General features: G+C 68.7%; 21 protein-coding genes. 8 read left to right on the forward strand and 13 right to left on the reverse strand.

From position 1 onward, the window contains the following. Positions 1–41 precede the first annotated feature (41 nt). Positions 42–236 (reverse strand): hypothetical protein, encoded by a 195-nt coding sequence (locus ABZ027_RS16845; RefSeq protein WP_356768854.1) that lies wholly within the window; start codon positions 234–236, stop codon positions 42–44. 186 nt (positions 237–422) lie between these two features. Here ABZ027_RS16845 and ABZ027_RS16850 point away from each other — a divergent pair, with 186 nt between their 5' ends. Further along, positions 423–2,564 carry a prolyl oligopeptidase family serine peptidase gene (locus ABZ027_RS16850; RefSeq protein WP_356768855.1) on the forward strand — a complete coding sequence of 714 codons (2,142 nt, stop codon included), beginning with the start codon at positions 423–425 and terminating at the stop codon, positions 2,562–2,564. On the opposite strand, the gene ABZ027_RS16855 is transcribed toward ABZ027_RS16850, so the two are convergent. From ABZ027_RS16855 to ABZ027_RS16885, 7 genes are all read right to left on the reverse strand, one after another. Beyond that, on the reverse strand, positions 2,555–3,139 hold the full coding sequence (locus ABZ027_RS16855) for an SUKH-4 family immunity protein (RefSeq protein WP_356768856.1): 585 nt from the start codon (positions 3,137–3,139) through the stop codon (positions 2,555–2,557). The genes ABZ027_RS16850 and ABZ027_RS16855 overlap by 10 nt on opposite strands. Positions 3,140–3,153: 14 nt before the next feature. Continuing rightward, entirely contained in the window at positions 3,154–3,681 is a 528-nt protein-coding gene (locus ABZ027_RS16860; RefSeq protein ID WP_356768858.1) for an SUKH-4 family immunity protein, read from the reverse strand. 201 nt (positions 3,682–3,882) lie between these two features. Next, positions 3,883–4,977: a dipeptide ABC transporter ATP-binding protein gene (locus tag ABZ027_RS16865; RefSeq protein ID WP_356768860.1), complete on the reverse strand. Its 1,095-nt coding sequence runs from the start codon at positions 4,975–4,977 to the stop codon at positions 3,883–3,885. Beyond that, positions 4,940–5,953: an ABC transporter ATP-binding protein gene (locus tag ABZ027_RS16870; RefSeq protein WP_356768862.1), complete on the reverse strand. Its 1,014-nt coding sequence runs from the start codon at positions 5,951–5,953 to the stop codon at positions 4,940–4,942. The genes ABZ027_RS16865 and ABZ027_RS16870 overlap by 38 nt, the downstream gene beginning before the upstream one ends. Positions 5,954–5,962: 9 nt before the next feature. Further along, a complete protein-coding gene (locus ABZ027_RS16875; RefSeq protein ID WP_356768864.1) occupies positions 5,963–7,003 on the reverse strand; it encodes an ABC transporter permease in 1,041 nt (346 codons plus the stop codon). Next, positions 6,996–7,919, reverse strand: a complete 924-nt coding sequence (locus ABZ027_RS16880) for an ABC transporter permease (protein WP_356768866.1) — start codon at positions 7,917–7,919, stop codon at positions 6,996–6,998. Before ABZ027_RS16880 ends, ABZ027_RS16875 begins: the two co-directional genes overlap by 8 nt. A 7-nt stretch (positions 7,920–7,926) precedes the next feature. After that, positions 7,927–9,555 (reverse strand): ABC transporter substrate-binding protein, encoded by a 1,629-nt coding sequence (locus ABZ027_RS16885; RefSeq protein WP_356768868.1) that lies wholly within the window; start codon positions 9,553–9,555, stop codon positions 7,927–7,929. Between the two features lie 466 nt (positions 9,556–10,021). Here ABZ027_RS16885 and ABZ027_RS16890 point away from each other — a divergent pair, with 466 nt between their 5' ends. The 7 genes from ABZ027_RS16890 to ABZ027_RS16920 all read left to right on the forward strand — a co-directional run bounded on the left by ABZ027_RS16890 (position 10,022) and on the right by ABZ027_RS16920 (position 16,697). After that, complete coding sequence (locus ABZ027_RS16890; protein ID WP_356768870.1) at positions 10,022–11,896, forward strand: ABC transporter substrate-binding protein; 1,875 nt, start codon at positions 10,022–10,024, stop codon at positions 11,894–11,896. Continuing rightward, positions 11,889–12,938, forward strand: coding sequence for an ABC transporter permease (locus ABZ027_RS16895; protein ID WP_356768872.1), 1,050 nt, complete (start codon positions 11,889–11,891; stop codon positions 12,936–12,938). The genes ABZ027_RS16890 and ABZ027_RS16895 overlap by 8 nt, the downstream gene beginning before the upstream one ends. Next, positions 12,935–13,894 carry an ABC transporter permease gene (locus ABZ027_RS16900; RefSeq protein ID WP_356768874.1) on the forward strand — a complete coding sequence of 320 codons (960 nt, stop codon included), beginning with the start codon at positions 12,935–12,937 and terminating at the stop codon, positions 13,892–13,894. Before ABZ027_RS16895 ends, ABZ027_RS16900 begins: the two co-directional genes overlap by 4 nt. Beyond that, positions 13,891–14,889, forward strand: coding sequence for an ABC transporter ATP-binding protein (locus tag ABZ027_RS16905; RefSeq protein ID WP_356768876.1), 999 nt, complete (start codon positions 13,891–13,893; stop codon positions 14,887–14,889). Before ABZ027_RS16900 ends, ABZ027_RS16905 begins: the two co-directional genes overlap by 4 nt. Continuing rightward, positions 14,886–15,863 (forward strand): ABC transporter ATP-binding protein, encoded by a 978-nt coding sequence (locus ABZ027_RS16910; RefSeq protein ID WP_356768878.1) that lies wholly within the window; start codon positions 14,886–14,888, stop codon positions 15,861–15,863. The genes ABZ027_RS16905 and ABZ027_RS16910 overlap by 4 nt, the downstream gene beginning before the upstream one ends. A 164-nt stretch (positions 15,864–16,027) precedes the next feature. Continuing rightward, complete coding sequence (locus ABZ027_RS16915) at positions 16,028–16,402, forward strand: DUF6247 family protein (protein ID WP_356768880.1); 375 nt, start codon at positions 16,028–16,030, stop codon at positions 16,400–16,402. A 4-nt stretch (positions 16,403–16,406) separates the two neighbouring features. After that, positions 16,407–16,697 carry a hypothetical protein gene (locus tag ABZ027_RS16920; protein ID WP_356768881.1) on the forward strand — a complete coding sequence of 97 codons (291 nt, stop codon included), beginning with the start codon at positions 16,407–16,409 and terminating at the stop codon, positions 16,695–16,697. Between the two features lie 102 nt (positions 16,698–16,799). On the opposite strand, the gene ABZ027_RS16925 is transcribed toward ABZ027_RS16920, so the two are convergent. The 5 genes from ABZ027_RS16925 to ABZ027_RS16945 all read right to left on the reverse strand — a co-directional run bounded on the left by ABZ027_RS16925 (position 16,800) and on the right by ABZ027_RS16945 (position 22,646). After that, on the reverse strand, positions 16,800–17,948 hold the full coding sequence (locus tag ABZ027_RS16925; RefSeq protein ID WP_356768883.1) for a dipeptide ABC transporter ATP-binding protein: 1,149 nt from the start codon (positions 17,946–17,948) through the stop codon (positions 16,800–16,802). After that, the gene (locus ABZ027_RS16930; RefSeq protein WP_356768885.1) at positions 17,941–18,990 is read right to left on the reverse strand and encodes an ABC transporter ATP-binding protein; all 1,050 of its coding nucleotides are present in this window, start codon (positions 18,988–18,990) and stop codon (positions 17,941–17,943) included. Before ABZ027_RS16930 ends, ABZ027_RS16925 begins: the two co-directional genes overlap by 8 nt. An 11-nt stretch (positions 18,991–19,001) precedes the next feature. Next, positions 19,002–19,955, reverse strand: coding sequence for an ABC transporter permease (locus tag ABZ027_RS16935; protein ID WP_356768887.1), 954 nt, complete (start codon positions 19,953–19,955; stop codon positions 19,002–19,004). After that, a complete protein-coding gene (locus tag ABZ027_RS16940) occupies positions 19,948–20,880 on the reverse strand; it encodes an ABC transporter permease (protein WP_356768889.1) in 933 nt (310 codons plus the stop codon). Before ABZ027_RS16940 ends, ABZ027_RS16935 begins: the two co-directional genes overlap by 8 nt. 140 nt (positions 20,881–21,020) lie before the next feature. Continuing rightward, positions 21,021–22,646 (reverse strand): ABC transporter substrate-binding protein, encoded by a 1,626-nt coding sequence (locus ABZ027_RS16945; protein WP_356768891.1) that lies wholly within the window; start codon positions 22,644–22,646, stop codon positions 21,021–21,023. Positions 22,647–22,712: the final 66 nt, after the last annotated feature.

Consider the following 22,712-nt stretch of genomic DNA (forward strand, 5'->3'; position numbering starts at 1 on the left):
GCGTGCAGCCCGGAGCCCACATGCCCTCCTGACGGCGCGGGTCAGAACTTGATGCTGCCGATCATGCCCGCGATGTTCGTCGTCAGCTCGCTGATCGTCGGGGCCATCGTCGACGAGGCCAGGTAGAAGCCGAGCAGGACGCACACGACCGCATGCCCTCCCTTCAACCCTGACTTCTTGATCAGAAGGAAGACGACGATCGCCAGCAGCACTACCGCCGAAATCGAGAGTGCCAAGGCGGCTCACCTCCAAAGAACCCAGGGACATGGGGATCGGACGGGACGGAACATGAAGGATAGATAAATCCGTACAGCAGGCAGCAGGTTGATACCCACTATGCGCTAGTGATCATAACTATCCGTACGTGCGCATCGATCGGCGCACGGCCGCACAAGGGGGCGCATGGCCAATATGGTCAGGGGATGACGACCGAGCCTGACTCCTTCCCCCGCCGGCACGCCCGTACCCAGCGCTTCACGCTCGGCGCGCCGCGCGCGTTCACCGTGTCGCCCGACGAGTCGCGTGTCGTGTTCCTCCGCTCGAGCTCGGGCACCGACCGGGCCAACTCGCTGTGGGTGCTGGACCTGGCGGACGGCGGGGAGCGCGTGGCGGCCGACCCGCGCGCCCTTCTCGGAGGTGCGACGGAGCACCTCTCGCCCGAGGAGCGGGCGCGGCGCGAGCGCAGTCGGGAGGGCGGTGGCGGCATCGTCGGATACGCCACCGACACGGCCGTGGAGTTGGCGTGTTTCGCCTTGTCAGGACGGCTTTTCGCGGCGGAGTTGCGCGTGGGCACGGCACGTGAACTCCCTGCCCCCGGCCCGGTGATCGACCCGCGCCCCTCCCCCGACGGGCGGCACGTCGCGTACGTCTCTCAGGGCGCCCTGCGGGTGACGGGCGCCGACGGCGAGGGCGACCGGCCGCTGGCCGAACCGGAGCTCTCGGCGGAGGCGACCCAGGTCACCTACGGTCTGGCGGAGTTCATCGCGGCGGAGGAAATGGGACGTTCGCGGGGCTTCTGGTGGTCGCCGGAGTCGGACCGGCTGCTGGTCGCGCGGGTGGACGACACGCCGGTGCGGCGGTGGTGGATCTCCGACCCGGCCCACCCGGAGCGTGATCCACAACGCGTGCCGTACCCGGCGGCGGGCACCGACAACGCGGACGTACGGCTGTTCGTGATCGGCCTGGACGGAGTGCGTACCGAGGTCGTCTGGGACTGGGCGCGCTACCCGTATCTGGCGCATGTGCACTGGTCAGCGGCGGGTGCTCCGCTGCTGCTCGTACAAGCGCGCGACCAGCGCAGTCAGCTGTTCCTGGCGGTGGATCCGGATACCGGGCGGACCCGGATGGTGCACGCGGACGAAGATCCAATTTGGCTTGATCTTTTCCCCGGGGTGCCGTGCTGGAGCCCGTCCGGGCAGCTGGTCCGTATCGCGGACGAGGGCGGCGCGCGGGTCCTCGCGGTCGGTGAACGTCCGTTGACCGGCACCCAGTTGCAGGTCCGTGCGGTGCTGGACGTCTCCGCGCACGACGTGCTGGTGTCGGCGTCGGCGGGCGAGGAGGCCGAGTCCCCGGAGATCGGGGAGGTGCACGTGTACCGGGTGAACGAGCTCGGGGTGGAGCGGGTGTCGCAGGAGCCCGGCGTGCATTCGGCGGTGCGCGCCGGGGGCGTGACCGTGCTGGTGTCCGCCGTCCTCGACCGGCCGGGTGCCCGGGCGCGGGTTCTGCGCGACGGAAAAGAGACGGCGGCTGTCACCTCGTACGCCGAAGATCCCGGTATGTCCCCGATCGTGACACTCACTGAGGGGGGCGCACGCCGAATCCCGTGCGCCCTGCTTATGCCTACGGACTACACCGACGACAATCCCCTCCCGGTCCTCCTCGACCCCTACGGCGGTCCGCACGGCCCCCGCGTGGTCGCCGCGCACAACGCGCACCTCACCTCGCAGTGGTTCGCCGACCAGGGTTTCGCCGTGGTCGTCGCCGACGGCCGGGGCACCCCGGGACGTTCCCCCGCCTGGGAGAAGGCGATCCACCACGACCTCACCGTCTCCCTGGACGACCAGGTGGAGGCGCTCCAGTCCCTCGCGAAGAGGTACCCCCTGGACCTCTCCCGGGTGGCGATCCGCGGCTGGTCCTACGGCGGCTGGCTGGCGGGGCTGGCGGTCCTGCGCCGCCCGGACGTCTTCCACGCGGGCATCGCGGGCGCCCCGGTCACGGACTGGCGGCTGTACGACACCCACTACACGGAGCGGTACCTGGGCGACCCGGCCACGCACCCGGAGTCGTACGCGCAAAGTTCGCTGGTCACCGACGAGGGCCTGTCCTCGCCCGCCGATCCGCACCGCCCGCTGATGATCGTGCACGGCACGGCGGACGACAACGTGGTCTTCGCCCACGCCCTGCGCCTGTCCTCGGCGCTACTGGCAGCCGGCCGCCCGCACGAGGTGCTGCCCCTGTCGGGCGTCACCCACATGACCCCACAGGAACAGGTCGCGGAGAACCTGCTGCTGCTTCAGGTGGACTTCCTCAGGCGGGCTCTCGGGCCGGCCGCCGGTCAGAAGTAGAGGCCGCCTTCGAGGTTGTCGAACAGTTCGACCCACTCGCTGTACTCATGGGCGAAGGGCAGCGGGTCGACCAGTCGGATGCCGGCCGTCAGTTCATCGACTTCGCGCTTGCGGCGTATGTACTCCGCGTCGTCGTCCTCGTCGTCGTCAGGGCTGTAGGACTCCACACAGCCGAGGAAGGAGATCACCGTCTTCGCGAGCGACGAAAGATCGCCGTGTACCGGAATCGCCTCCTTCGACGCGTCGGTGTACTGGTACACCACCCCCGTCTCCGGGTCGACGACGACCGCGTTGACAGGAAAGTTGCCGATCTTGACAAGCTTCTTGACACCTGCGGGGAAGGTCCAGCCGCGTTCGGCCTCCTCCGCACAGTCCCAGATGAATCCGGGATCGAATTCCGGGGGGAGGCCGAACGAGAGCTCGTACTCTGCAGAGTTGGGGAGCCCCACACGAACCAGAAAGTCCAACCGTTCTCCCCGGAAGCCGTACTGCCGCGCCGTCTCCCCCGGCATACGGACGGCGTCCTCCACCAGGCCGACATTCATCAAGGCGTCGCGATCAACGTCGAAGAGCATGCTCGGACCTCGCCCTACCCCGACAGGCCGTCAAGGATCTCCTCAAGCATGGTGTTCCACTCCGAATCCTCGTCCTCAAGCGGCAAGGAGTCGAAGCCGGTTACCGCTTCACGGAACTGGTGCACCGCCGCCTCCGCATCGCTGCCCTGAGCGCGCGCGTCGAGCAACTTACGGAACTCGGTGAGGCAGTACGCGAGTGACTCGACATCGCGGTGCAGTACCAGGCTTTCCTCCTCCCCCTCCGGATACGCATGCACGTTCCCGGAGTCCGGGTCGATGACCACGAGCGTCGTGCGCAGGTAACCAAGAGCCGGCCAGTGCCGACGCGCGGGAGGACACTCGAACTCGCCGTCTTCGAGGCCCACCAAAGCACCCAGCTCGATCGGGTCCGGGTCGTCGATTCCGACGTCGGCACGCACCAGGAAGTGCCGGGTGGCCGGGTGGCCGGGAGGCCGACTGGGCCAAGAAACGCGGCGGTCGCGGGTTCGAGGGCCACGCATCGTTCTTGTGCTTCTGGTCGCTCTGATCGTAGTCAGCCACATGGGTTACCGGGACATCCGACCGCCGTTCGGGCGCGAAAAAACGGGCCGGGAGACATGGCGCTCCCGGCCCGTTCACGGCACCCGCACGGCCGTACGCTGTTCAGCCTGACGCGTCCGTATATCGGGATCGGGTCGGTTAAGTTGCTTGCGTGTTAACGCGGTTGGTGGTCATTTGTGCGGTTATTCCCGCCCTCGGTGAGATCATCCGCCGCCTCGCAACTCCCCGTCGTCCCCACCTCCCTCCCCCGGCACCACCCGCTTCTCCTCCGCGAAGTGGCACGCCGAGTCGTGGGCGGCGGGGCCGGGCAGGTAGCGGAACTCGGCGGGCACCGCGAGTGCGGGCACCTCCAGGGCGCACCGCTCCCGCGCCTTCCAGCAGCGGGTGCGGAAGCGGCAGCCGGAGGGGATGCTCGTCGGGGACGGCACGTCGCCCGCCAGGATGATCCGCTCACGGTGTTCACGTGCCGTCGGGTCCGGGACGGGTACGGCGGACAGCAGCGCCTGGGTGTAGGGGTGGGTGGGGTGGTCGTAGATCTCGGCGTCCCTGCCGGTCTCCACGATCCGCCCGAGGTACATCACGCCGACCCGGTCGGAGATGTGCCGGACGATCGACAGGTCGTGCGCGATGAAGACGTAGGACAGCTCGAACTCGTCCTGCAGGCCGGCCATCAGGTTGATGACCTGCGCCTGCACCGACACGTCGAGCGCCGACACCGGCTCGTCGGCGACGATGACCTCCGGGCGCAGCGCGAGCCCCCTGGCGATGCCGATGCGCTGGCGCTGGCCGCCGGAGAACTGGTGCGGGTACCGGTTGATGTACTCCGGGTTGAGACCCACGACGTCCAGGAGTTCCTGCACCTTGCGGCGCCGGTCGCCCTTCGGGGCCACCTCGGGGTGGATGTCGTACGGCTCCCCGATGATGTCGCCCACGGTCATCCGGGGGTTGAGCGAGGTGTACGGGTCCTGGAACACCATCTGGATGTTGCGCCGCACCGCCTTCAGCGCCCGCCCGGACAGCCGGGTGATGTCCTCGCCCTTGTAGCGGATCTCACCCGCCGTCGGCCGTTCCAGGCTCACCAGCATCTTGGCGACCGTCGACTTGCCGCAGCCGGACTCGCCCACGATGCCCAGGGTCTCGCCCCGGTTCAGGGTGAAGTCGACGCCGTCGACGGCCTTGACCGCGCCGATCTGCTTCTTGAACAGGATGCCCCGGGTGAGCGGGTAGTGCTTGACCAGTCCGCTGACCTCCAGGATCGGCTCAGTCGAGGTCGGGGTCGGGGCCGGGGTCGAGGCCATGCAGACACTCCCTCCAGAAATGGCAGGCGCTGCCCCGGCCCGCGTCCGAGTCGGTCACCTCGTACAGCGGGGGCACGTCGGTGCGGCACACGTCCTGGGCCATCGGGCAGCGTGGGTGGAAGGGGCAGCCGGACGGGATGTTCATGAGGTTGGGCGGCAAACCCTTGATGGCGTAGAGCTCCTGGCCCTTCTGGTCCAGGCGCGGGATGGAGTCCAGCAGGCCCCGGGTGTACGGGTGGGCGGGCGCCTTGTAGATGTCGTGGACCGGGGCCGACTCGACGATCCGACCGGCGTACATGACGGCGATCCGGTCGGCGACGTCGGCGACCACACCGAGGTCGTGGGTGATCAGGATGAGACCCATGTCGTACTCGCGCTGCAACTCCGCGAGCAGGTCCATGACCTGCGCCTGGACCGTCACGTCGAGGGCGGTGGTGGGTTCGTCGGCGATGATCAGCGCGGGCTGGAGCGCGAGCGCCATGGCGATCATGATGCGCTGGCGCATACCGCCGGAGAACTGGTGCGGGTACTGCTTCACCCGCTCCTTCGCGCCGGGGATGCGGACGTGGTCCATCAGCTCGACCGCCCGGGCCCGCGCGTCCTTGCGGGACATGCCCCGGTGCACCACGAACATCTCGCCGAGCTGGTCGCCGACGGAGAGCACGGGATTCAGCGAGGACAGCGCGTCCTGGAAGATCATCGCCATCTCGGATCCGCGGATCCTGCGTCGTTCCTCCTCCTTCAGTTTCAGCAGGTCCCGGCCCTGGAAGAGGATCTCGCCGCCGGTGATCCGGCCCGGCGGGGTGTCGAGGATGCCCATGACGGTCTGCGCGGTCACCGACTTGCCGGAGCCGGACTCCCCGAGCACCGCGAGCGTCTCGCCCGCGTCCACGCCGTAGTCGACGCCGTTGACGGCCTTGGCGACGCCGTCTCTGGTCCGGAACTCCACGTGCAGGTCACGCACTTCGAGCAGCATCGCGGCGGCTCACCTCAGCTTCGGGTCGAGGGCGTCGCGCACCGCGTCGCCGAGCATGATGAACGCGAGCACGGTGAGGGCGAGCGCCCCGGCCGGCCAGAGCAGCATGTGCGGGGCCTGGCGGATGTAGGGGGACGCCGCGGAGATGTCGATCCCCCAGCTGACCGTCGGCGGCTTCAGCCCCACCCCGAGGTACGACAGGGTCGCCTCCAGCGCGATGTAGGTGCCGAGCGCGATGGTCGCCACGACGATCACCGGTGCGACGGCGTTCGGCGCGATGTGCCGCAGCAGCAGCCGGGAGTTGGAGGCGCCCAGTGCCCGTGCCGCCTGGACGTAGTCGTGCTGTCTGGCGGTGATGACGGAGCCGCGGGCGATGCGGGAGACCTGCGGCCAGCCCAGCAGCACCATGAACCCGATGACCGGCCAGACGGTGTTGCTGGTCACCACGGAGAGCAGTACCAGGCCGCCGAGGACCACGGGGATCGCGAAGAAGACGTCGGTGATCCGGGACAGGATCGAGTCCGGGAGCCCGCCGAAGAACCCGGCGAGCCCGCCGAGGACCGATCCGAGGATCCCCACGCCGAGGGACGCGCAGACGCCGACCGTGACGGAGGTCCGGGCGCCGTAGACGGTGCGGGTGTAGACGTTGCAGCCCTGGCCGTCGTAGCCGAACGGGGCGCCCGGCTGGGAGCCCTCCTGGGCCTTGGCGAGGTCGCACTTGAGGGGGCTGCCGGAGGCGATCAGCGACGGCCAGAGGGAGATGACGACGAGGAAGACGATCACCAGGCCGGAGATGATGAAGACCGGGTTGCGGCGCAGGTCGCGCCAGGCGTCGGACCAGAGGCTGCGGGGCTTGCCGGACGGGCCCGCGCCTCCCGGTGCGTCCGGGTCCCGTCCGTCGGTGTCGTCCGACGACCGCTGCTCCAGCGCCTCGCCCTCGCTGGTGGCGAGGTCCATGGCGCCGCCCATCCCGGTCGCGGCGATCGCGCCGTCCTCGGCCGCGCGGCCCCCGCCCGTCCGGTACGGCTCCTGCGGCGTCGGCTCAGGCATAGCGGATCCTCGGGTCGAGGACGGCGTACAGCAGGTCGACGAGCAGGTTGGCGATCAGGAACACCAGGACGAGCACCGTCACGAAGCCGACGACGGTCTGGGTGTTCTGGCGCAGGATCCCCTGGTAGAGCTGGTAGCCCACGCCATGGATGTTGAAGATCCGCTCGGTGACGATCGCGCCGCCCATCAGCGCGCCGATGTCGGCGCCGATGAAGGTGACCACGGGGATCAGGGAGTTGCGCAGCAGGTGCCGGGTGATGACGCGCCGCCTCGGCAGACCCTTGGCGACGGCCGTACGGACGTAGTCGGACCGCTTGTTCTCCGCGATGGAGGTGCGGGTCAGGCGGGTCACGTAGGCGAGCGACACGGAGGCCAGGACCAGCCCGGGCACGATCATCTCGCCGAACGTGGCCTCGGTCGACACCGACGGTTTGATCCAGCCCCACTCGACGCCGAGCAGGAGCTGGAGCAGCAGACCGGTGACGAAGGTGGGCACGGAGATCACCACGAGGGTGAGCAGCAGGACCGAGGTGTCGACGGGCCGCCCGCGCCGCAGACCGGTGACGACACCCAGGGTGATGCCGATGACGATCTCGAAGACGATCGCCACGATCGTCAGCCGGATGGTGACCGGGAAGGCCGTCGCCATCAGCTCGGTGACCTCCTGACCGTTGAAGGCGGTGCCGAAGTCGCCGGTGAAGACGTTGCCCATGTAGGTCAGGTATTGCCGCCACACCGGCTTGTCGAGGCCGAACTCCTTCTTCAGCTGGGCCGCCGTCGCCGCGTCGCACTGCCTCTCACCGCACAGGCCCGCGATGGGGTCGCCCATCACGTTCACCATCAGGAAGATCAGCAGGGTGGCTCCGATGAACACCGGGATCATCTGGAGCAGGCGCCGGACGACGTACCGTCCCATGGCCGGCTCAGCTGACCTTGATCTCGTTGTAGACGGGGACGCTGAAGGGGTTGAGGTTCACGTCGGACAGCCGCTCGGAGTAGCCGGCGCTGCCGTTCTGGTACCAGAGCGGGATGGCGGCCATGTTGTCCCGGACGACCTTCTCGGCCTGCTGGAAGGTCTGGACGGCCTTGGTGGTGTCGGTCTCGGCGTTGGCCTGGTTGACGAGGTTGTCGAAGTCCTTGTTGGACCACTTGCCGTCGTTGGAGGAGGCGTTGGTGTAGTAGAGCGGCTGGAGGAAGTTCTGGATGAGGGGGTAGTCCATCTGCCACCCGGCCCGGAACGGCCCGCTCATCTTCCGGTCGGTGATCTGGTTGCGGAAGTCGGCGAAGGTGCCGACCGGGTTGCCGACGCAGGCCTTGTCGTTGTCGAGCGCGTTGTTGATGGAGTTGCAGACGGCGTCGACCCACTCCTTGTGGGAGCCGGTGTCCGCGTTGTACGTGATCTTCACCTGCCCGCCCGGGAGTCCGCCGCCCTCCTGGATCATCTTCTTGGCCTCCGTGGGGTTGTACACGCAGGCGTTGCCGCACAGGCCGCTCTGGTAGCCGCCGTCCTTGCCGAGGACCGGGGAGGTCCAGTCGGTGGCGGGGGTGCGGGTCTTCTGGAAGATGGTGTCGGTGATCTGCTTCCGGTCGATCGCCATGGACAGGCCGGTACGGACCTTGACGGACCCGCTCTGGTTCCAGTCGCTGTCGTAGAACGGGAAGGCGAGCGTCTGGATGATGCCGGCCGGGGTGTTGAGGTACCGGCCGGAGAGGTCGCTGTTGGCGTTCTTGAGCTGGGCGGCGGGGATGTCGTCGACCAGGTCGAGGTTGCCTGCCATCAGGTCGGTGTAGGCGGTGTTGTTGTCGGTGTAGACCTTCAGGTCGACGCCGCCGTTCTGCGCCTTGTCCGGGCCGGGGTAGTCGTCCCACTTCCGCAGGGACATCTGGGAGCCCTTGGTGTACGAGTCGACGGTGTACGGGCCGTTGCCGACCGGCTTGGCCACCCAGGCGTCGTGGTCGTCGAAGAAGGCCTGCGGGAGCGGCGCGAAGGCGTTGTATCCGAGGGTGTCCGGGAACGACGAGAACTTCTGGTTCAGCTTGACGGTGAAGGTCTTGTCGTCGACGACCTTGAGGCCGGAGAGGGTGTCGGCGGTCTGCTTGCCCCCGTTGTCCGGGTGGACCTGGGCGTAGCCGTCGATGTAGCTGAAGAAGTACGCGTTCCGCTGGTTGTTCTTCAGGCTGGCGCCGTAGTTCCAGGCGTTGACGAAGGACTTGGCGGTGACGGCCTCGCCGTTGCTGAAGGTCCAGCCGTCCTTGATGGTGATGGTGTAGTTCTGCGAGTCCGAGGTGTCGATCTTCTGGGCCATCATGTCCTCGGCCGCGCCGGTCTTGGAGTCGTACCTCTTGAGGTTCCGGAAGATCATGTCGAGTACCTTGCCGCCCTGCACCTCGTTGGTGTTGGCCGGCTCCAGTGGGTTCTGCGGATCGCCCCAGGAGGCGCTGAGCACGGCGCCGCCGTCGCTGCTGGCGCTGCTGTCGCCGCCGCAGCCGGACGCCGCGAGGACTACCGCCGCCGCGCAGGCGGCCCATCTGGCGTGCGTGGCTCCACGCATGGAGTGCCTCCTCCTGAGTGCCCGTGCAGTGCGGTGTGCAGCCGGCGCCGGGATCCTGAACCGTTACCGGTCAATATCGGCCCATAGCGCCCATGGCGCATGCGAGCGCGGGCCGGATGGGTCACCGTCCTCCCAGCCGTCCGACGCCCATGCCCGGACGGGGGAACGTCAGGCCGAGAAGCCGCCACGCCTTAACCTGGGGCCCTTCACAGGTGTGGACCAATGACTGCCGCGAATGACTGCCGCGTCCGCGTCACCGGATGATTTCCGCAGGCCACACGGCCTTCACGCGCCGTTGACGCGCGTGGAACGCGCTGATAGACACACTCATCATTCCCGTCGGCGACACCCGTCCGGTCCGAGCCGGCACTGCGAGAGAACACAGAGAACAGAGAGAACACTCCGACAGCACGACAGCACTCCGACAGACCGTTCCTGTGCGAGCGATGACGCGAGGTCACGACCCATGAGCACACGAGTCCATGGCAGGGGGCCCTCGGGCCCGAGGAGATCACGGTCCCGCGTCGGCCGGCTCGCCGCCGTCGCCGGTGCCGGCGCCCTGGCGTTATCCGCCGGGCTCGCGACCCCGCTCGATCCGGCGCCCCGGCAGGCCGCGGCGGCGGACGGCAAGAGCGTCCTGACCGTGGCGGTCGCCCAGAGCGTCGACTCGCTGAGTCCGTTCCTGGCGCAACGGCTGGTCAGCACCAGCATCCACCGGCTGATGTACGAGTACCTGACCAACTACGACCCCAAGGACAACCACGCCGTCCCGGGCCTGGCCACCAAGTGGGAGCCGTCCGCCGACAAGCTGACCTGGACCTACACGATCCGCTCCGACTCCATCTGGTCGGACGGCCAGAAAGCCACCGCCGAGGACGCGGCGTGGACGTTCAACACGATGATGACCGACGAGGGCGCCGCCACCACCAACGGCAGCTTCGTCTCCAACTTCAGGAAGGTCACCGCGCCCAGCCCCACCCAGCTGGTCATCGAGCTGAAGAAACCGCAGGCCACGATGGTGGCCCTGGACGTGCCGATCGTGCCGAAGCACGTCTGGGAGAAGGTCGACGACTTCTCCAAGTTCAACAACGACAAGAGCTTCCCCGTCGTCGGGAACGGGCCGTTCGTCCTCACCGACTACAAGCCCGACAGCTACGTCCGCCTCAAGCCCAACAAGAACTTCTGGCGGGGCGCTCCCAAGTTCGACGAGCTGGTCTTCCGCTACTACAAGGACCAGGACGCCGCCGTCGCCGCCCTGCGCAAGGGTGAGGTCTCCTTCGTCGCCGGGTCCCCGTCGCTGACCCCCGCTCAGGCGGCCTCCCTGAAGAACGAGAAGAACATCCGCGTCAACGACGCCCCCGGCCGACGCTTCTACGCCCTCGCCACCAACCCGGGAGCTCGCGCGAGGAACGGCAAGAAGTTCGGCGACGGCGACCCCTCCCTGCTGGACCCGCGGGTCAGGCACGCCCTGTTCATGGCGGTCGACCGCGAGACCATCATCGACAAGGTGTTCCAGGGGCACGCCGTCGAGGGCGAGGGGTACATCCCGCCCCGCTTCTCGCAGTACTTCTGGAAGCCCTCGGCGGACCAGGAACTCGCCTACGACCCGGCGAAGGCGGCCCAGCTCCTCGACCAGGCGGGCTACAAGAAGAACAGCTCCGGCAAGCGCCTCGGCAAGGACGGCAAGCCGATCACCTACCGCGTCCTCTGCCACGCCACCGACCCCAACGACAAGGCGGTCGGCCAGTACCTCCAGGAGTGGTGGGGCGAGCTCGGTATCGGGATCACCCTGGACTGCCTGGACAACGTCACCGATCCCTGGCTCGCGGGCACCTACGACCTCGCCTTCGACGGCTGGTCCGTCAACCCCGACCCGGACTTCGTCCTGTCGATCCACACCTGCGCGGCCCTGCCCGCCACCCCGAAGGACACCGGCGCCACCGACAACTTCATCTGCGACCGGCGCTACGACGATCTGTACGCCCGTCAGCTCGCCGAGTACGATCCCGCCAAACGGGCCACCCTGGTCAAGCAGATGGAGTCGCGGCTGTACGACCTGGGGTACATGAACGTCATGGCGTACCCGAACGCCGTCGAGGCCTACCGGACCGACCAGATCGCGTCGATCCAGACCATGCCGAGCGCGGCGGGCAACATCTACGGCCAGGACGGTTACTGGAGCTGGTGGTCGGCTGTCCCCGCGGCCTCGGACGGCTCGTCCGACGACTCCGGCGTCTCGACCGGCGCGGTCATCGGCGGTGTCGTGGCCGCCGTGGTCCTGGTGGGCGCCGCGGTGTTCTTCGTCCTGCGCCGCCGGTCCACCGCCGACGACCGTGAGTGACGTCCAGCACGCCGCCGGTGAGGCCCTCGCCGAACCGGCGGCACGCACCCCGCGGGCGCGCAGCACCACGGCCTACGTCCGCTACGGCGCCGGCAAGGTCGGCGGCGCCGCCGTCTCCCTGTTCGCCGTGCTGGTCACCGGGTTCTTCCTGTTCCGGCTGATCCCGGGCGACCCGGTCAAGACCATGACCGGCGGCCGCCCGGTGTCGTCGGCCCAACTGGCCGCCTACCGGCGGGAGTTCGGGATGGACCTGCCGTTGTGGCGGCAGTTCACCGACTACTGCGGCAAGGCGCTCACCGGCGACCTGGGCACCTCGTACCAGTTCCGTGCCCCGGTCGTCGACAAGATCGGCGAGGCGCTGCCGAACACGCTGCTGCTGACCGGCACGGCGTTCGTCCTGTACACCGCCCTCGGCATCGTCCTCGGCACCCGCGCGGCCTGGCGCCACGGCCGGCTCGGGGACCGGATGAACACCGGTCTGGCGCTGACCCTCTACTCCGTCCCGTCGTTCTGGCTGGGCCTGCTGCTGATCATCGTGTTCTCGGTGGGCGTCGGCCCGATCCCCGGGCTGTTCCCCACCGGCGGCATGGAGTCGGGCGGCGAGGAGGGATTCGGGTACGTCCTCGACGTGGCCCACCATCTGGTCCTCCCCGTCATCACCCTGGTCGCGGTCGAGTACGGGCAGACGCTGCTGGTCACCCGTTCGGCGCTGCTCGACGAGATGGGCAGCGACTATCTGACCACGGCGCGCGCCAAGGGCCTGCGGGACGACCTGGTCCGGCGCCGGCACGCCGTGCCGAACGCGCTGCTGCCGACCGTGACGCTGGTCTTCGTCAACCTCGGCCGGACCGTCGCGGGCGTGATCCTGGTGGAGACCGTGTTCTCCTGGCCGGGTCTTGGCGGACTGTTCTACCAGGCACTGAGCGTGCCCGACCTGCCCCTGGTGCAGGGGCTGTTCCTCTTCTTCGCCGCGGCGGTGATCATCATGAACACGCTGGCCGACCTGGTCTACCCGCTGCTCGACCCACGGGTGGGCCGATGACGACGGGCACCCCGGCCGACGCCCCGGCCGAGAGTCAGGCCGGCGGCCCCGACCCGGCGACCGGAGCCGGTCCGCGGCGGCTCGCCCGGCAGCGCCGCCGACGCTCCGTCGTACGGTTCTGGACGCGTTACCGCACGCACCGCGCCGGGCTGGTGGGCCTGGCCGCCCTCACCCTGTTCGCGCTGGTCGCCCTCACCGCGCCGCTCACCGTCGGCTCCGACGTGGCCGGGGTGACCGACGCTCCGGGGCAGCCCATGGAGGGACCGAGCGGCGAGTTCTGGCTGGGCACCGACCGGTTCGGGCGCGATCTGCTGGGGTTGCTGGTGTGGGGCTCGCGGGTCTCGCTGCTTGTGGGGCTGCTGGCGGCCGTGCTCTCGGTGGCCATCGGCACGCTGGTGGGGGTGACGGCCGGGCACTTCAAGGGCGGGTACGCGACCGTGCTGATGCGGGTCACGGACTGGTTCCTGGTGATGCCGACGCTGGTGCTCGCGATCGCGCTCGCCACCGTGATGTCCCGCTCGCTGGGCACGGTGGTGCTGGCGATCGGGGTGACCTCGTGGCCGACCACCGCACGGCTGGTGCGGGCGCAGACGCTGGCGGTGGAGTCACGGCCGTACATCGAACGCGCGAAGGCGCTGGGCGGCGGGCACTGGCACGTCATGTCGCGGCATGTGCTGCCCAACGTGATGCCGCTGGTGTTGGCGCAGGCGACGCTGATGGTGTCCGCCGCGATCCTCGCCGAGGCGACGCTGGCCTTCCTCGGGCTCGGCGATCCGACGGTGGTGTCGTGGGGCGGGCTGCTCCAGGAGGCTCGGGAGGCGGGTGCGGTGAGTTCCGGAGACTGGTGGTATCTGGTGCCGCCCGGCATCGCGATCGCCGCGGTCGCGCTGTCGTTCACGCTGTGCGGACGTGCGGTGGAGTCGGTGCTCAACCCCCGGCTGGGGGTGGACCGTTGACACTCCTCGAGGTACACGGCCTGGAGGTGACCTACCCGGGCGGGGCCGCCGCGGTGCGCGGCGTGGACCTGCGGCTCGCGGCGGGTCAGAAGCTGGGCATCGCGGGTGAGTCGGGGTGCGGCAAGTCCACGCTGGCGCTCGCGCTGCTGCGGCTGCTGCCGGCCGGCACCCACGTCGGCGGGCAGGTGCTGCTGGACGGCGAGGACGTGCTGACGATGCGGTGGGGGCAGGTGCGGGCGGTCCGCTGGGCGGGCGCCTCGATCGTCTTCCAGGGCGCGATGCACTCGCTGAACCCCGTGCACCGCGTCGGCGACCAGATCGCCGAGCCGATCCTGCTGCACCGCAGGGCCACCCAGGCGGCGGCGAAGAAGCAGGCCGGGGAGCTCCTGGAGCACGTGGGCCTGCCGGCGGCGCGGGCGTCGGCGTACCCGCACGAGCTGTCCGGCGGCCAGCGCCAACGCGTCATGATCGCCATGGCGCTCGCCTGCTCGCCCCGCCTCATCATCGCCGACGAACCGACCACCGCCCTGGACGTGATGATCCAGGCGCAGATCCTGCGGCTGATCGAGCAGCTGGTCGCCGAGCAGGACCTGGGCCTGATCATGATCAGTCACGATCTGACAGTGCTCTCCGACACCTGCGACCGGCTCGCGGTGATGTACGCGGGCCGGGTCGTCGAGGAGGGCCCGGCCACGCAGGTCCACGAGGACGCCCGGCACCCGTACGCGAAGGCCCTGTCGGCCGCCTTCCCCCGCATCGGCGACCCATCCTCCCGGTTCGCCCCGCGCGGCCTGCCCGGCGACCCGCCCGACCCGGCCGCCCTGCCCGCCGGCTGCACCTTCCACCCGCGCTGCCCGGTCGCGCTGGACTCCTGCGCGGTGGACGACCAGGAGCTGAGGGACGCGGGCACGGGGCGGAGAGCGGCGTGTGTGCACGTGGCGGCGGCGCCGCCGGGGACCGCGGTCACTGCCGAGGACGCGAGGAGCGGCACATGACGTTGATCAGCGCTGAAGGACTCCACGTCACCTACCCCGGACGGCACCGCGACCCACCGGCCCGCGCGGTGGACGGCGTCGAACTCGACATCCGGCCCGGCGAGATCGTCGCCCTGGTCGGCGAGTCCGGCTGCGGCAAGACGACCCTGGCCCGGGCCCTGCTGGGCCTGGTCCGGCCGACGGAGGGCCGGGTCCGCTTCGGCGGGCAGCCGCTGGAGTACTCCTCCCGGTCCCTGAAGGCGTACCGCAAACGCGTCCAGCTGGTCCTCCAGGACCCGACCGGATCACTGAACCCACGGCACACGGTCTACGACGCGGTGGCCGAGGGCCTGCGGATCCACGGGTACGGCGGCGACGAGCGGGCAGCGGTCGCCGATGCCCTGTCCCGGGCGGGCCTGCGTCCCCCCGAGCGCTTCTTCCTGCGTTACCCGCACGAACTCTCCGGCGGCCAGCGCCAACGGGTCGTCATCGCGGGCGCGCTGGTCCTCGAACCCGAACTCCTCGTCGCCGACGAGCCGGTGGCCTCCCTTGACGCCTCGGTGCGCGGCGAGATCCTCGCCCTCCTGCTGCGGCTGCGCGCCGAACTCGGCCTGTCCGCGCTGGTGGTGACCCACGACCTGGGCCTGGCGTGGAACATCGCCGACCGGGTCGCGGTGATGTACCTGGGCCGGATCGTGGAGACGGGAGACGTCGAGCAGGTCCTGACGGCTCCCCGCCACCCGTACACCCAGGCCCTGTTGTCGGTCCTGCCGGACGCACCCGGAAACCCCGTCGTCCTCACGGGCGAGCCCCCCGACCCGTCCCGCATCCCCTCCGGCTGCCGTTTCCACGCCCGCTGCCAGATCCTGGCGAACGGGGAGGCGGACCGCGCGGGCGTCGCGGGGGCGTGCCGGGGGGAGGATCCCGGGGTGCTGGGCGGGGGCGGGGAGGGGCAGGTGGCGTGTCACTGGGCGCGGGCGGCGATCAGGGCGTGAGGCCGCCCCGGACGGAGGCTCGTCGGCGGCGCTTTGGCTCAGCGTAGTACGAGGGCGAACGGGACCGACGCGTGAGCCGTCCACATGCTCAGCCCGCACCGCAGCCTCACGGGTACGCTGTCGGCCAGCGGGCAGACCGCCGTACCGCTCCAAGGAGACCGCCCATGAGCACCGCCGCACACCCCGGCTCCGGCGACTCTGTCACGCCCCAGCCGGCCAGCACCCCCGAAGACCTGCGCGCCGCCCTCGCGCAGCTGGCGCCCGACGCCCTGCCCACGTTCGACGCCGAACGCTCCGCAGCACTCCAGCAGGCACGCGAGCTGGTCAGCGCCGCTCCGATGCGTCGCTTCGTGGGGCAGTGGGCGGTCTACGTGGCACTGGAGCGGCATCCTGAGCGCGCAGCCAGGCTGCGTTCCCTCGAAGCCCGTGCCGCCACCACCGAGAGTCTTGACGACGCCCGGGCCATCGCGGCCGAGATCGGCCGAATCCTCGACGAGGCGTGCGTGGAAGCCGGGGTCGAGCGGGCCGGGAGTATGTGACGACATGGGGGACGAAGAAACCTGGCGCTGGGAGTACGACCCTGACGCCGAACATGTCGCAGCCGGATTTCCACCGCACATCGTCAACGAGGTCGAGCGTCTGGCCGCGGAACTGGTCGCGCTGGCCGAAGTCGGCGTCGATGTGACGGACATCGGTGAGGGGCCCCGGCGCGGAGTTCCAGGCGGCGTCCGCCGCATTCCGCTCCTGTCCGACGGCTGGTTCTACGCGCTGCCGCTGCCCCGACTCCGTCTCATCGCTGTCACGCGGATCATTCCGCCGTTCGACTCTCTCTGAGTACGGACGGCATTCTCCTGTCCGGCTGAGGGGCAGAACGGCATGCGGGGCGCCAGGAGCCCTCGGCTCTCGGCACCCCGCACAGCGTGTGGCTCTACGTCCTCAGGCCGCGTGCACGACGTCCTTCTCCTCGGCGAAGTGGCACGCCGACTCGTGGGCCGCCGGGGTGTCCGCGCCCTTGAAGCGCTCCGGGATCGCCAGCAGCGGCTCCTGCTCGGCGCACTTGTCCTGGGCCTTCCAGCAACGGGTGCGGAAACGGCACCCGGAGGGCGGGTTGGCCGGGGACGGCACGTCGCCGGTCAGGATGATCCGGTCACGACCCTCACGGGCCTCCGGGTCCGGAACCGGGACCGCCGACAGCAGCGCCTGGGTGTAGGGGTGCGTCGGGTGGTCGTAGATCTGCTCGTCGCTGCCGATCTCCGCCATCTTGCCGAGGTACATGACGCCGACCCGGTCGGAGATGTGCCGGACGATCGACAGGTCGTGCGCGATGAAGATGTAGGACAGGTTGAACTCGTCCTGCAGTCGCTCCATCAGGTTGATGACCTGCGCCTGCACCGACACGTCGAGCGCCGACACCGGCTCGTCGCAGATGATGACCTCCGGGTTGAGCGCCAGGCCGCGCGCGATGCCGATGCGCTGGCGCTGGCCGCCGGAGAACTGGTGCGGGTACCGGTTGATGTACTCCGGGTTGAGACCGACGACGTCGAGGAGTTCCTGCACCTTGCGGCGCCGGTCGCCCTTGGGAGCCACCTCGGGGTGGATGTCGTACGGCTCCCCGATGATGTCGCCGACCGTCATCCTCGGGTTGAGCGAGGTGTACGGGTCCTGGAACACCATCTGGATGTTGCGCCGCACGGCCTTCAGCGCCCGCCCGGACAGCCGGGTGATGTCCTGGCCCTTGTAGAAGACCTCGCCGGCGGTCGCCCGCTCCAGGTTCATCAGGAGCTTGGCCACCGTGGACTTGCCGCAGCCGGACTCGCCCACGATGCCCAGGGTCTCGCCCTGGTACAGGTCGAAGGAGACACCGTCGACGGCCTTGACGGCGCCGATCTGCTTCTTGAACAGGATGCCCTGGGTGAGCGGGAAGTGCTTCACCAGGTTGCGCACCTGCAGGATCGGCTCGCCCCGCTCGACGGGCGCCTCGATCGCGGCGACCGCCTCCGACTCGGAGGTGACGTCCACGACCTCGACGTCGGAGACGTTCGGCGTGGCGTCCTGCGGCTCGTCGTTCTTGCTGAGCTCAGCCATGGATCGTCTCCTTCCAGAAGTGGCATGCCGAGGCACGGCCGGGCAGTTCGGCGCCGTCCTGCTCGGTGACCGGGAACAGGTCCGGGACGTCCGTACGGCAGATGTCCTGGGCCTTGGGGCAGCGCGGGTTGAAGGCGCAACCGGTCGGGACGTGCAGCAGGTTGGGCGGCAGGCCCTTGATCGCGTACAGCTCCTGGCCCTTCTGGTCCAGGCGCGGGATCGAGTCCAGCAGACCCCGCGTGTACGGGTGCGCCGGACGCTTGTACAGCTCGTGGATCGGGGCGCGCTCCACGATCCGGCCCGCGTACATCACCGCGATCTTGTCCGCGACGTCGGCGACCACACCGAGGTCGTGGGTGATCAGGATGAGGCCCATGTTGTACTCGCGCTGCAACTCCGCGAGCAGGTCCATGACCTGAGCCTGGACCGTCACGTCGAGGGCCGTGGTGGGCTCGTCGGCGATGATCAGGTCCGGCTCAAGGGCCAGCGCCATGGCGATCATGATGCGCTGGCGCATACCGCCGGAGAACTGGTGCGGGTAGTCGCCCACCCGCGCCGCGGCGGCCGGGATCTTCACCCGGTCCATCAGCTCGATCGCCTTGGCCTTGGCGTCCTTCTTGGACAGGCCCTGGTGGACGCGGAACATCTCGCCGAGCTGGTAGCCCACGCTGAGCACCGGGTTGAGCGAGCTGAGCGCGTCCTGGAAGATCATGGCGATCCGACGGCCACGGATCTTGCGGCGGTCCTCGCCGGACATCGTCAGCATGTCCTGGCCCCGGAAGAGGATCTCCCCCTGCGGGATCTTCGCCGGCGGCATGTCGAGGATGCCCATGATCGCCTGCGCGGTGACGGACTTGCCGGAGCCGGACTCACCGAGCACGGCGAGCGTCTCGCCCGCGTCCACGCTGTAGTTGACGCCGTTGACGGCCTTGATCACACCCTCGCGGGTGTGGAACTCGACGTGCAGGTCGCGCACTTCGAGCAGCGGTCCGCCGTCGCCCTCACGCGGCGAGGGCACGGATACTTCTTCGATGACGGTCACGTACGCCTCCCTCAGCGCATCTTCGGGTCGAGGGCGTTGCGTACGGCCTCACCGAGCATGATGAACGCCAGCACCGTGATGCTGAGCATGATCGACGGGTAGAGCATGATCCACTTGGCCACGCGGATCGAGTTGCCGCCGCCGGAGATATCGTTGCCCCACGACACGCCACTGAGGCCGAGGCCCAGATAGGACAGCGTCGCCTCGGCGGCGATGTAGACGCCGAGCGAGATGGTGGCCACGACGATCACCGGGGCGAGGGTGTTCGGCAGGATGTGCCGGAACATGATCCGCGGGGTGCTGGCGCCGAGAGCCTTGGCGGCCTGCACGTAGTCGGACTGCTTGGTGGTGATGACCGCGCCGCGCATCACGCGGGAGATCTGGGTCCAGCCGAAGAAGCCCAGCGCGCCGATGACGATCCAGGCCGTGCGCTCCGGGAAGGAGTTGAGCACGACCATGGTGCCGAGCAGGAACGGGATGCCGAAGAACACGTCCGTCAGCCGGGACAGGATCGAGTCGACGATGCCGCCGAAGTACCCGGAGATCATGCCGACCAGGCTGCCCACGAGCGTGACCAGGACGGTGGTGCCGAAGCCGACCGCGATGGAGGCCCGGGTGCCGTAGATGACACGGGCGTACACGCTGCGGCCCTGCTGGTCGTAGCCGAGCCAGTCGGCCGAGCCGACGTCACCCAGCTTGGGCTTCTGCAGGTAGTGCTTGGACAGGTCGCCGAGGATCGGATCCGCGCTGGTGAACCAGCCCGGGAAGAAGGTGATCAGCAGCAGGAAGAAGATCAGCACGCTGGAGATGATGAAGATCCAGCTGCGGCGCAGATCGGCCCACGCGTCGCCCCACAGGCTGCGCGTTTTCTCGGACTTGGACTCGGCGGGCGTCACCGCGGCCGGCGCGCCGCCCACCGGGTCCACCGCGCCGGTCTTGACATCGGTCTTGGTCACATCAGGCATAGCGAATCCTCGGGTCAAGGACCGCGTAAAGCAGGTCGACGAGGAGGTTGGCGAGGAGGTAGATGAGGACGAGGATCGTCACCAGACCGACCAGGGTGGTGCCCTCGCGGCGGGCAAGGGACTGGTAGATCAGGCCTCCCACACCCTGGATGTTGAACAGGCCCTCGGTGACGACGGCGCCGCCCATCAACGCACCGATGTCGGTGCCCAGGTAGGTGATCACGGGGATCATCGAGTTGCGCATGAGGTGGACGCCCACGACACGCTTCCTGGGCAGACCCTTGGCGATCGCGGTACGGATGTAGTCCGCGCGCCGGTTCTCGGCGATCGAGGTGCGGGTCAGCCGGGTCACATAGGCCAGTGACGCGGTCGCCAGGACGATGGCCGGCATCAGCAACTGACCGTAGTCCGTCGCGTCGTTGACATTCGGGTCCAGCCAGTGGAGCTGCTCGGCGAAGACCAGCTTGGCGATGAAGCCGAGGACGAAGACCGGGACCGAGATGAACAGCAGCGTCATCACGAGGACCACGTTGTCGGTGAGCCGGCCGGCGCGCAGGCCCGCCACCACGCCGAGCGCGATGCCCAGGACTACCTCGATGGCGAAGGCAAGCGAGGCGAGACGCAGGGTCACCGGGAAGGCGTCGCCCAACACAGCCGTGACGGGACGGCCGCTTGCGATCTGCGTGCCGAAGTCGCCATGGAGGATCATGTCCTTCATGTAGTTGTAGTACTGCACAAAGATGTTCTGATCCAGGCCGTACTCATGTCTCAGCGCCGCGATGACCTGCGGGCTGCCGGCCTTGTCGCCGAAGAGCCCGCGCACGGGGTCGCCGGGCAGGGCATAGACCATGAGAAAGATCAGCAAAGTCGTCCCGAAGAACACCGGGATCATCTGGAGCAGTCGCCGTGCGACGTAGCGCCCCATCGTGCCTCCATGTCAGTCACAGCGGCAGCCGACGGGCCCTTTCCCCGCGCATCACCTGAAGATGCGGGTGGAAAGGGCCCCCCGGCCGCTGCCGCCCCCGGACGCGGACTCACCGCGCCCGGCTCAACGGGCTGTTGCGGTTACTTCTTCTTGACCTGAACGCCGGTCAGGATCGGGTCGCCGTCCTGGGCGTACTTGACGCCGCTGACCTTCTCCGAGAAGCCCGCGTTGACCTTGTAGTACCAGAGCGGAATGCTCGGCATGTACTCAGGCAGCTTCTTCTCCATCGCCTGGTACGACTTCTCCGACTCCTCCAGCGTCTTGGCGCTGTCGGCCTGCTTGATCAGGGCGTCGATCTCCTTGTTGGAGAAGCCGCTCTGGTTGCCGTCCGAGTGCGTACCGAACAGGTCGCGGAGGAAGTTCGCGTTGAACGGGTAGTCGAGCACCCAGCCGGAGCGGTACATCGACTTGACCTCCTTGGCGTCACGCGCCTGAAGGTCGGCCTGGAAGTCGGCCTTGGAGTCGCCGGTGCAGGCGACGCCGACCGTCTTGGTGATGGAGTTGCAGACCGCCTCCACCCACTCCTTGTGACCGCCGTCCGCGTTGTACTGGATGGAGATCTTGTTGCCCGGGACGCCGCCGCCGTCCTTGATGAGCTGCTTGGCCTTGGCCGGGTCGTACTTGAAGATGTCGGTGCCCAGGCTCGGCTGGTAGCCGAGGACGCCCTTGGCGACCCAGCCGGTGGCCGGCTCACGGGTGCCCTGGAGGACGGTCTTGGTGATGGTGGGCCGGTCGATCGCCATGGACAGGCCCTGCAGGACCTTCGGGTCGATGCCCTTCCACTGCTTGGTGTAGAAGGCCGGAGCGATCGTCTGGACCGCGGAGTAGGACTGGTCCACCGCGCGGTCGCCGAGGTCCTGCTTGTAGACGGGCAGGTCACGCGGGGCGAGCTGGCGCAGGACGTCGACGTTGCCGGACTTCAGGTCCTCGTAGGCCGTCTCCAGGTTGGTGTAGTTCTTGAAGATCACACCACCGTTCTTGGCCTTGTTCGGACCCTGGTAGTCGTCGTTGCGGGCGACCTCGATCGACTTCTTGTGGTTCCAGCTGACGAACTTGTAGGGGCCGTTGCCGACCGGCTTCTCGCCCGCGGCCTTCGGGTCCTTGTAGAAGGACTCCGGCAGCGGCGAGAACACCTCGTAGCCCAGCTTGTACACGAAGTACGGGATCGGGCTGCTGAGCGTGATCGTGAAGGTGTTGTCGTCGACGACCTTCAGGCCGGACATCTCGGTGGCCTTCGGCTTGCCCTTCTCGGGGGCGACGTCGGCGTAGCCCTTGATGTCCGAGAACCAGAAGCTGTTGGTCTGCTTGTTCGCCGGGGCGGCGGCCCAGTTCCACGCCTTGACGTAGGACTCGGCCGTGACCGGGGTGCCGTCGTGGAACTTCCAGCCCGGCTTCAGCTTGACCGTGAAGGTCTTGTTGTCCGTGCTGTCGACCGACTGCGCGTTCATCATGACGATCTTGCCGCTGGAGTCATAGTCGACGAGCCCGGTGAACAGGGCCTTCGTCACGATGCTGCCGTTGGACTCCATGGTGTTCGCCGGCTGCAGCGGGTTCTGCGGCTCGCCGACCTCGATCGAGAACTTTCCGTTCGGGTCGATCGCGGCCTTGCTGTCGTCGCCGCTGTCACTGCCACCACCACAGGCGGTCGCGCCCAGGGCCACAGCCGCGGCTATCGCGACCCACTTGGCGCTCTTGGCACCGCGCATGGGTTCCTCCTCATGAGTCCATTGGTTCACCGCAAAGGGGTGCACATGACACGCATCCGCCACCTC

This window comes from Streptomyces sp. NPDC006332, assembly GCF_040612855.1.
GTDB lineage: Bacteria > Actinomycetota > Actinomycetes > Streptomycetales > Streptomycetaceae > Streptomyces.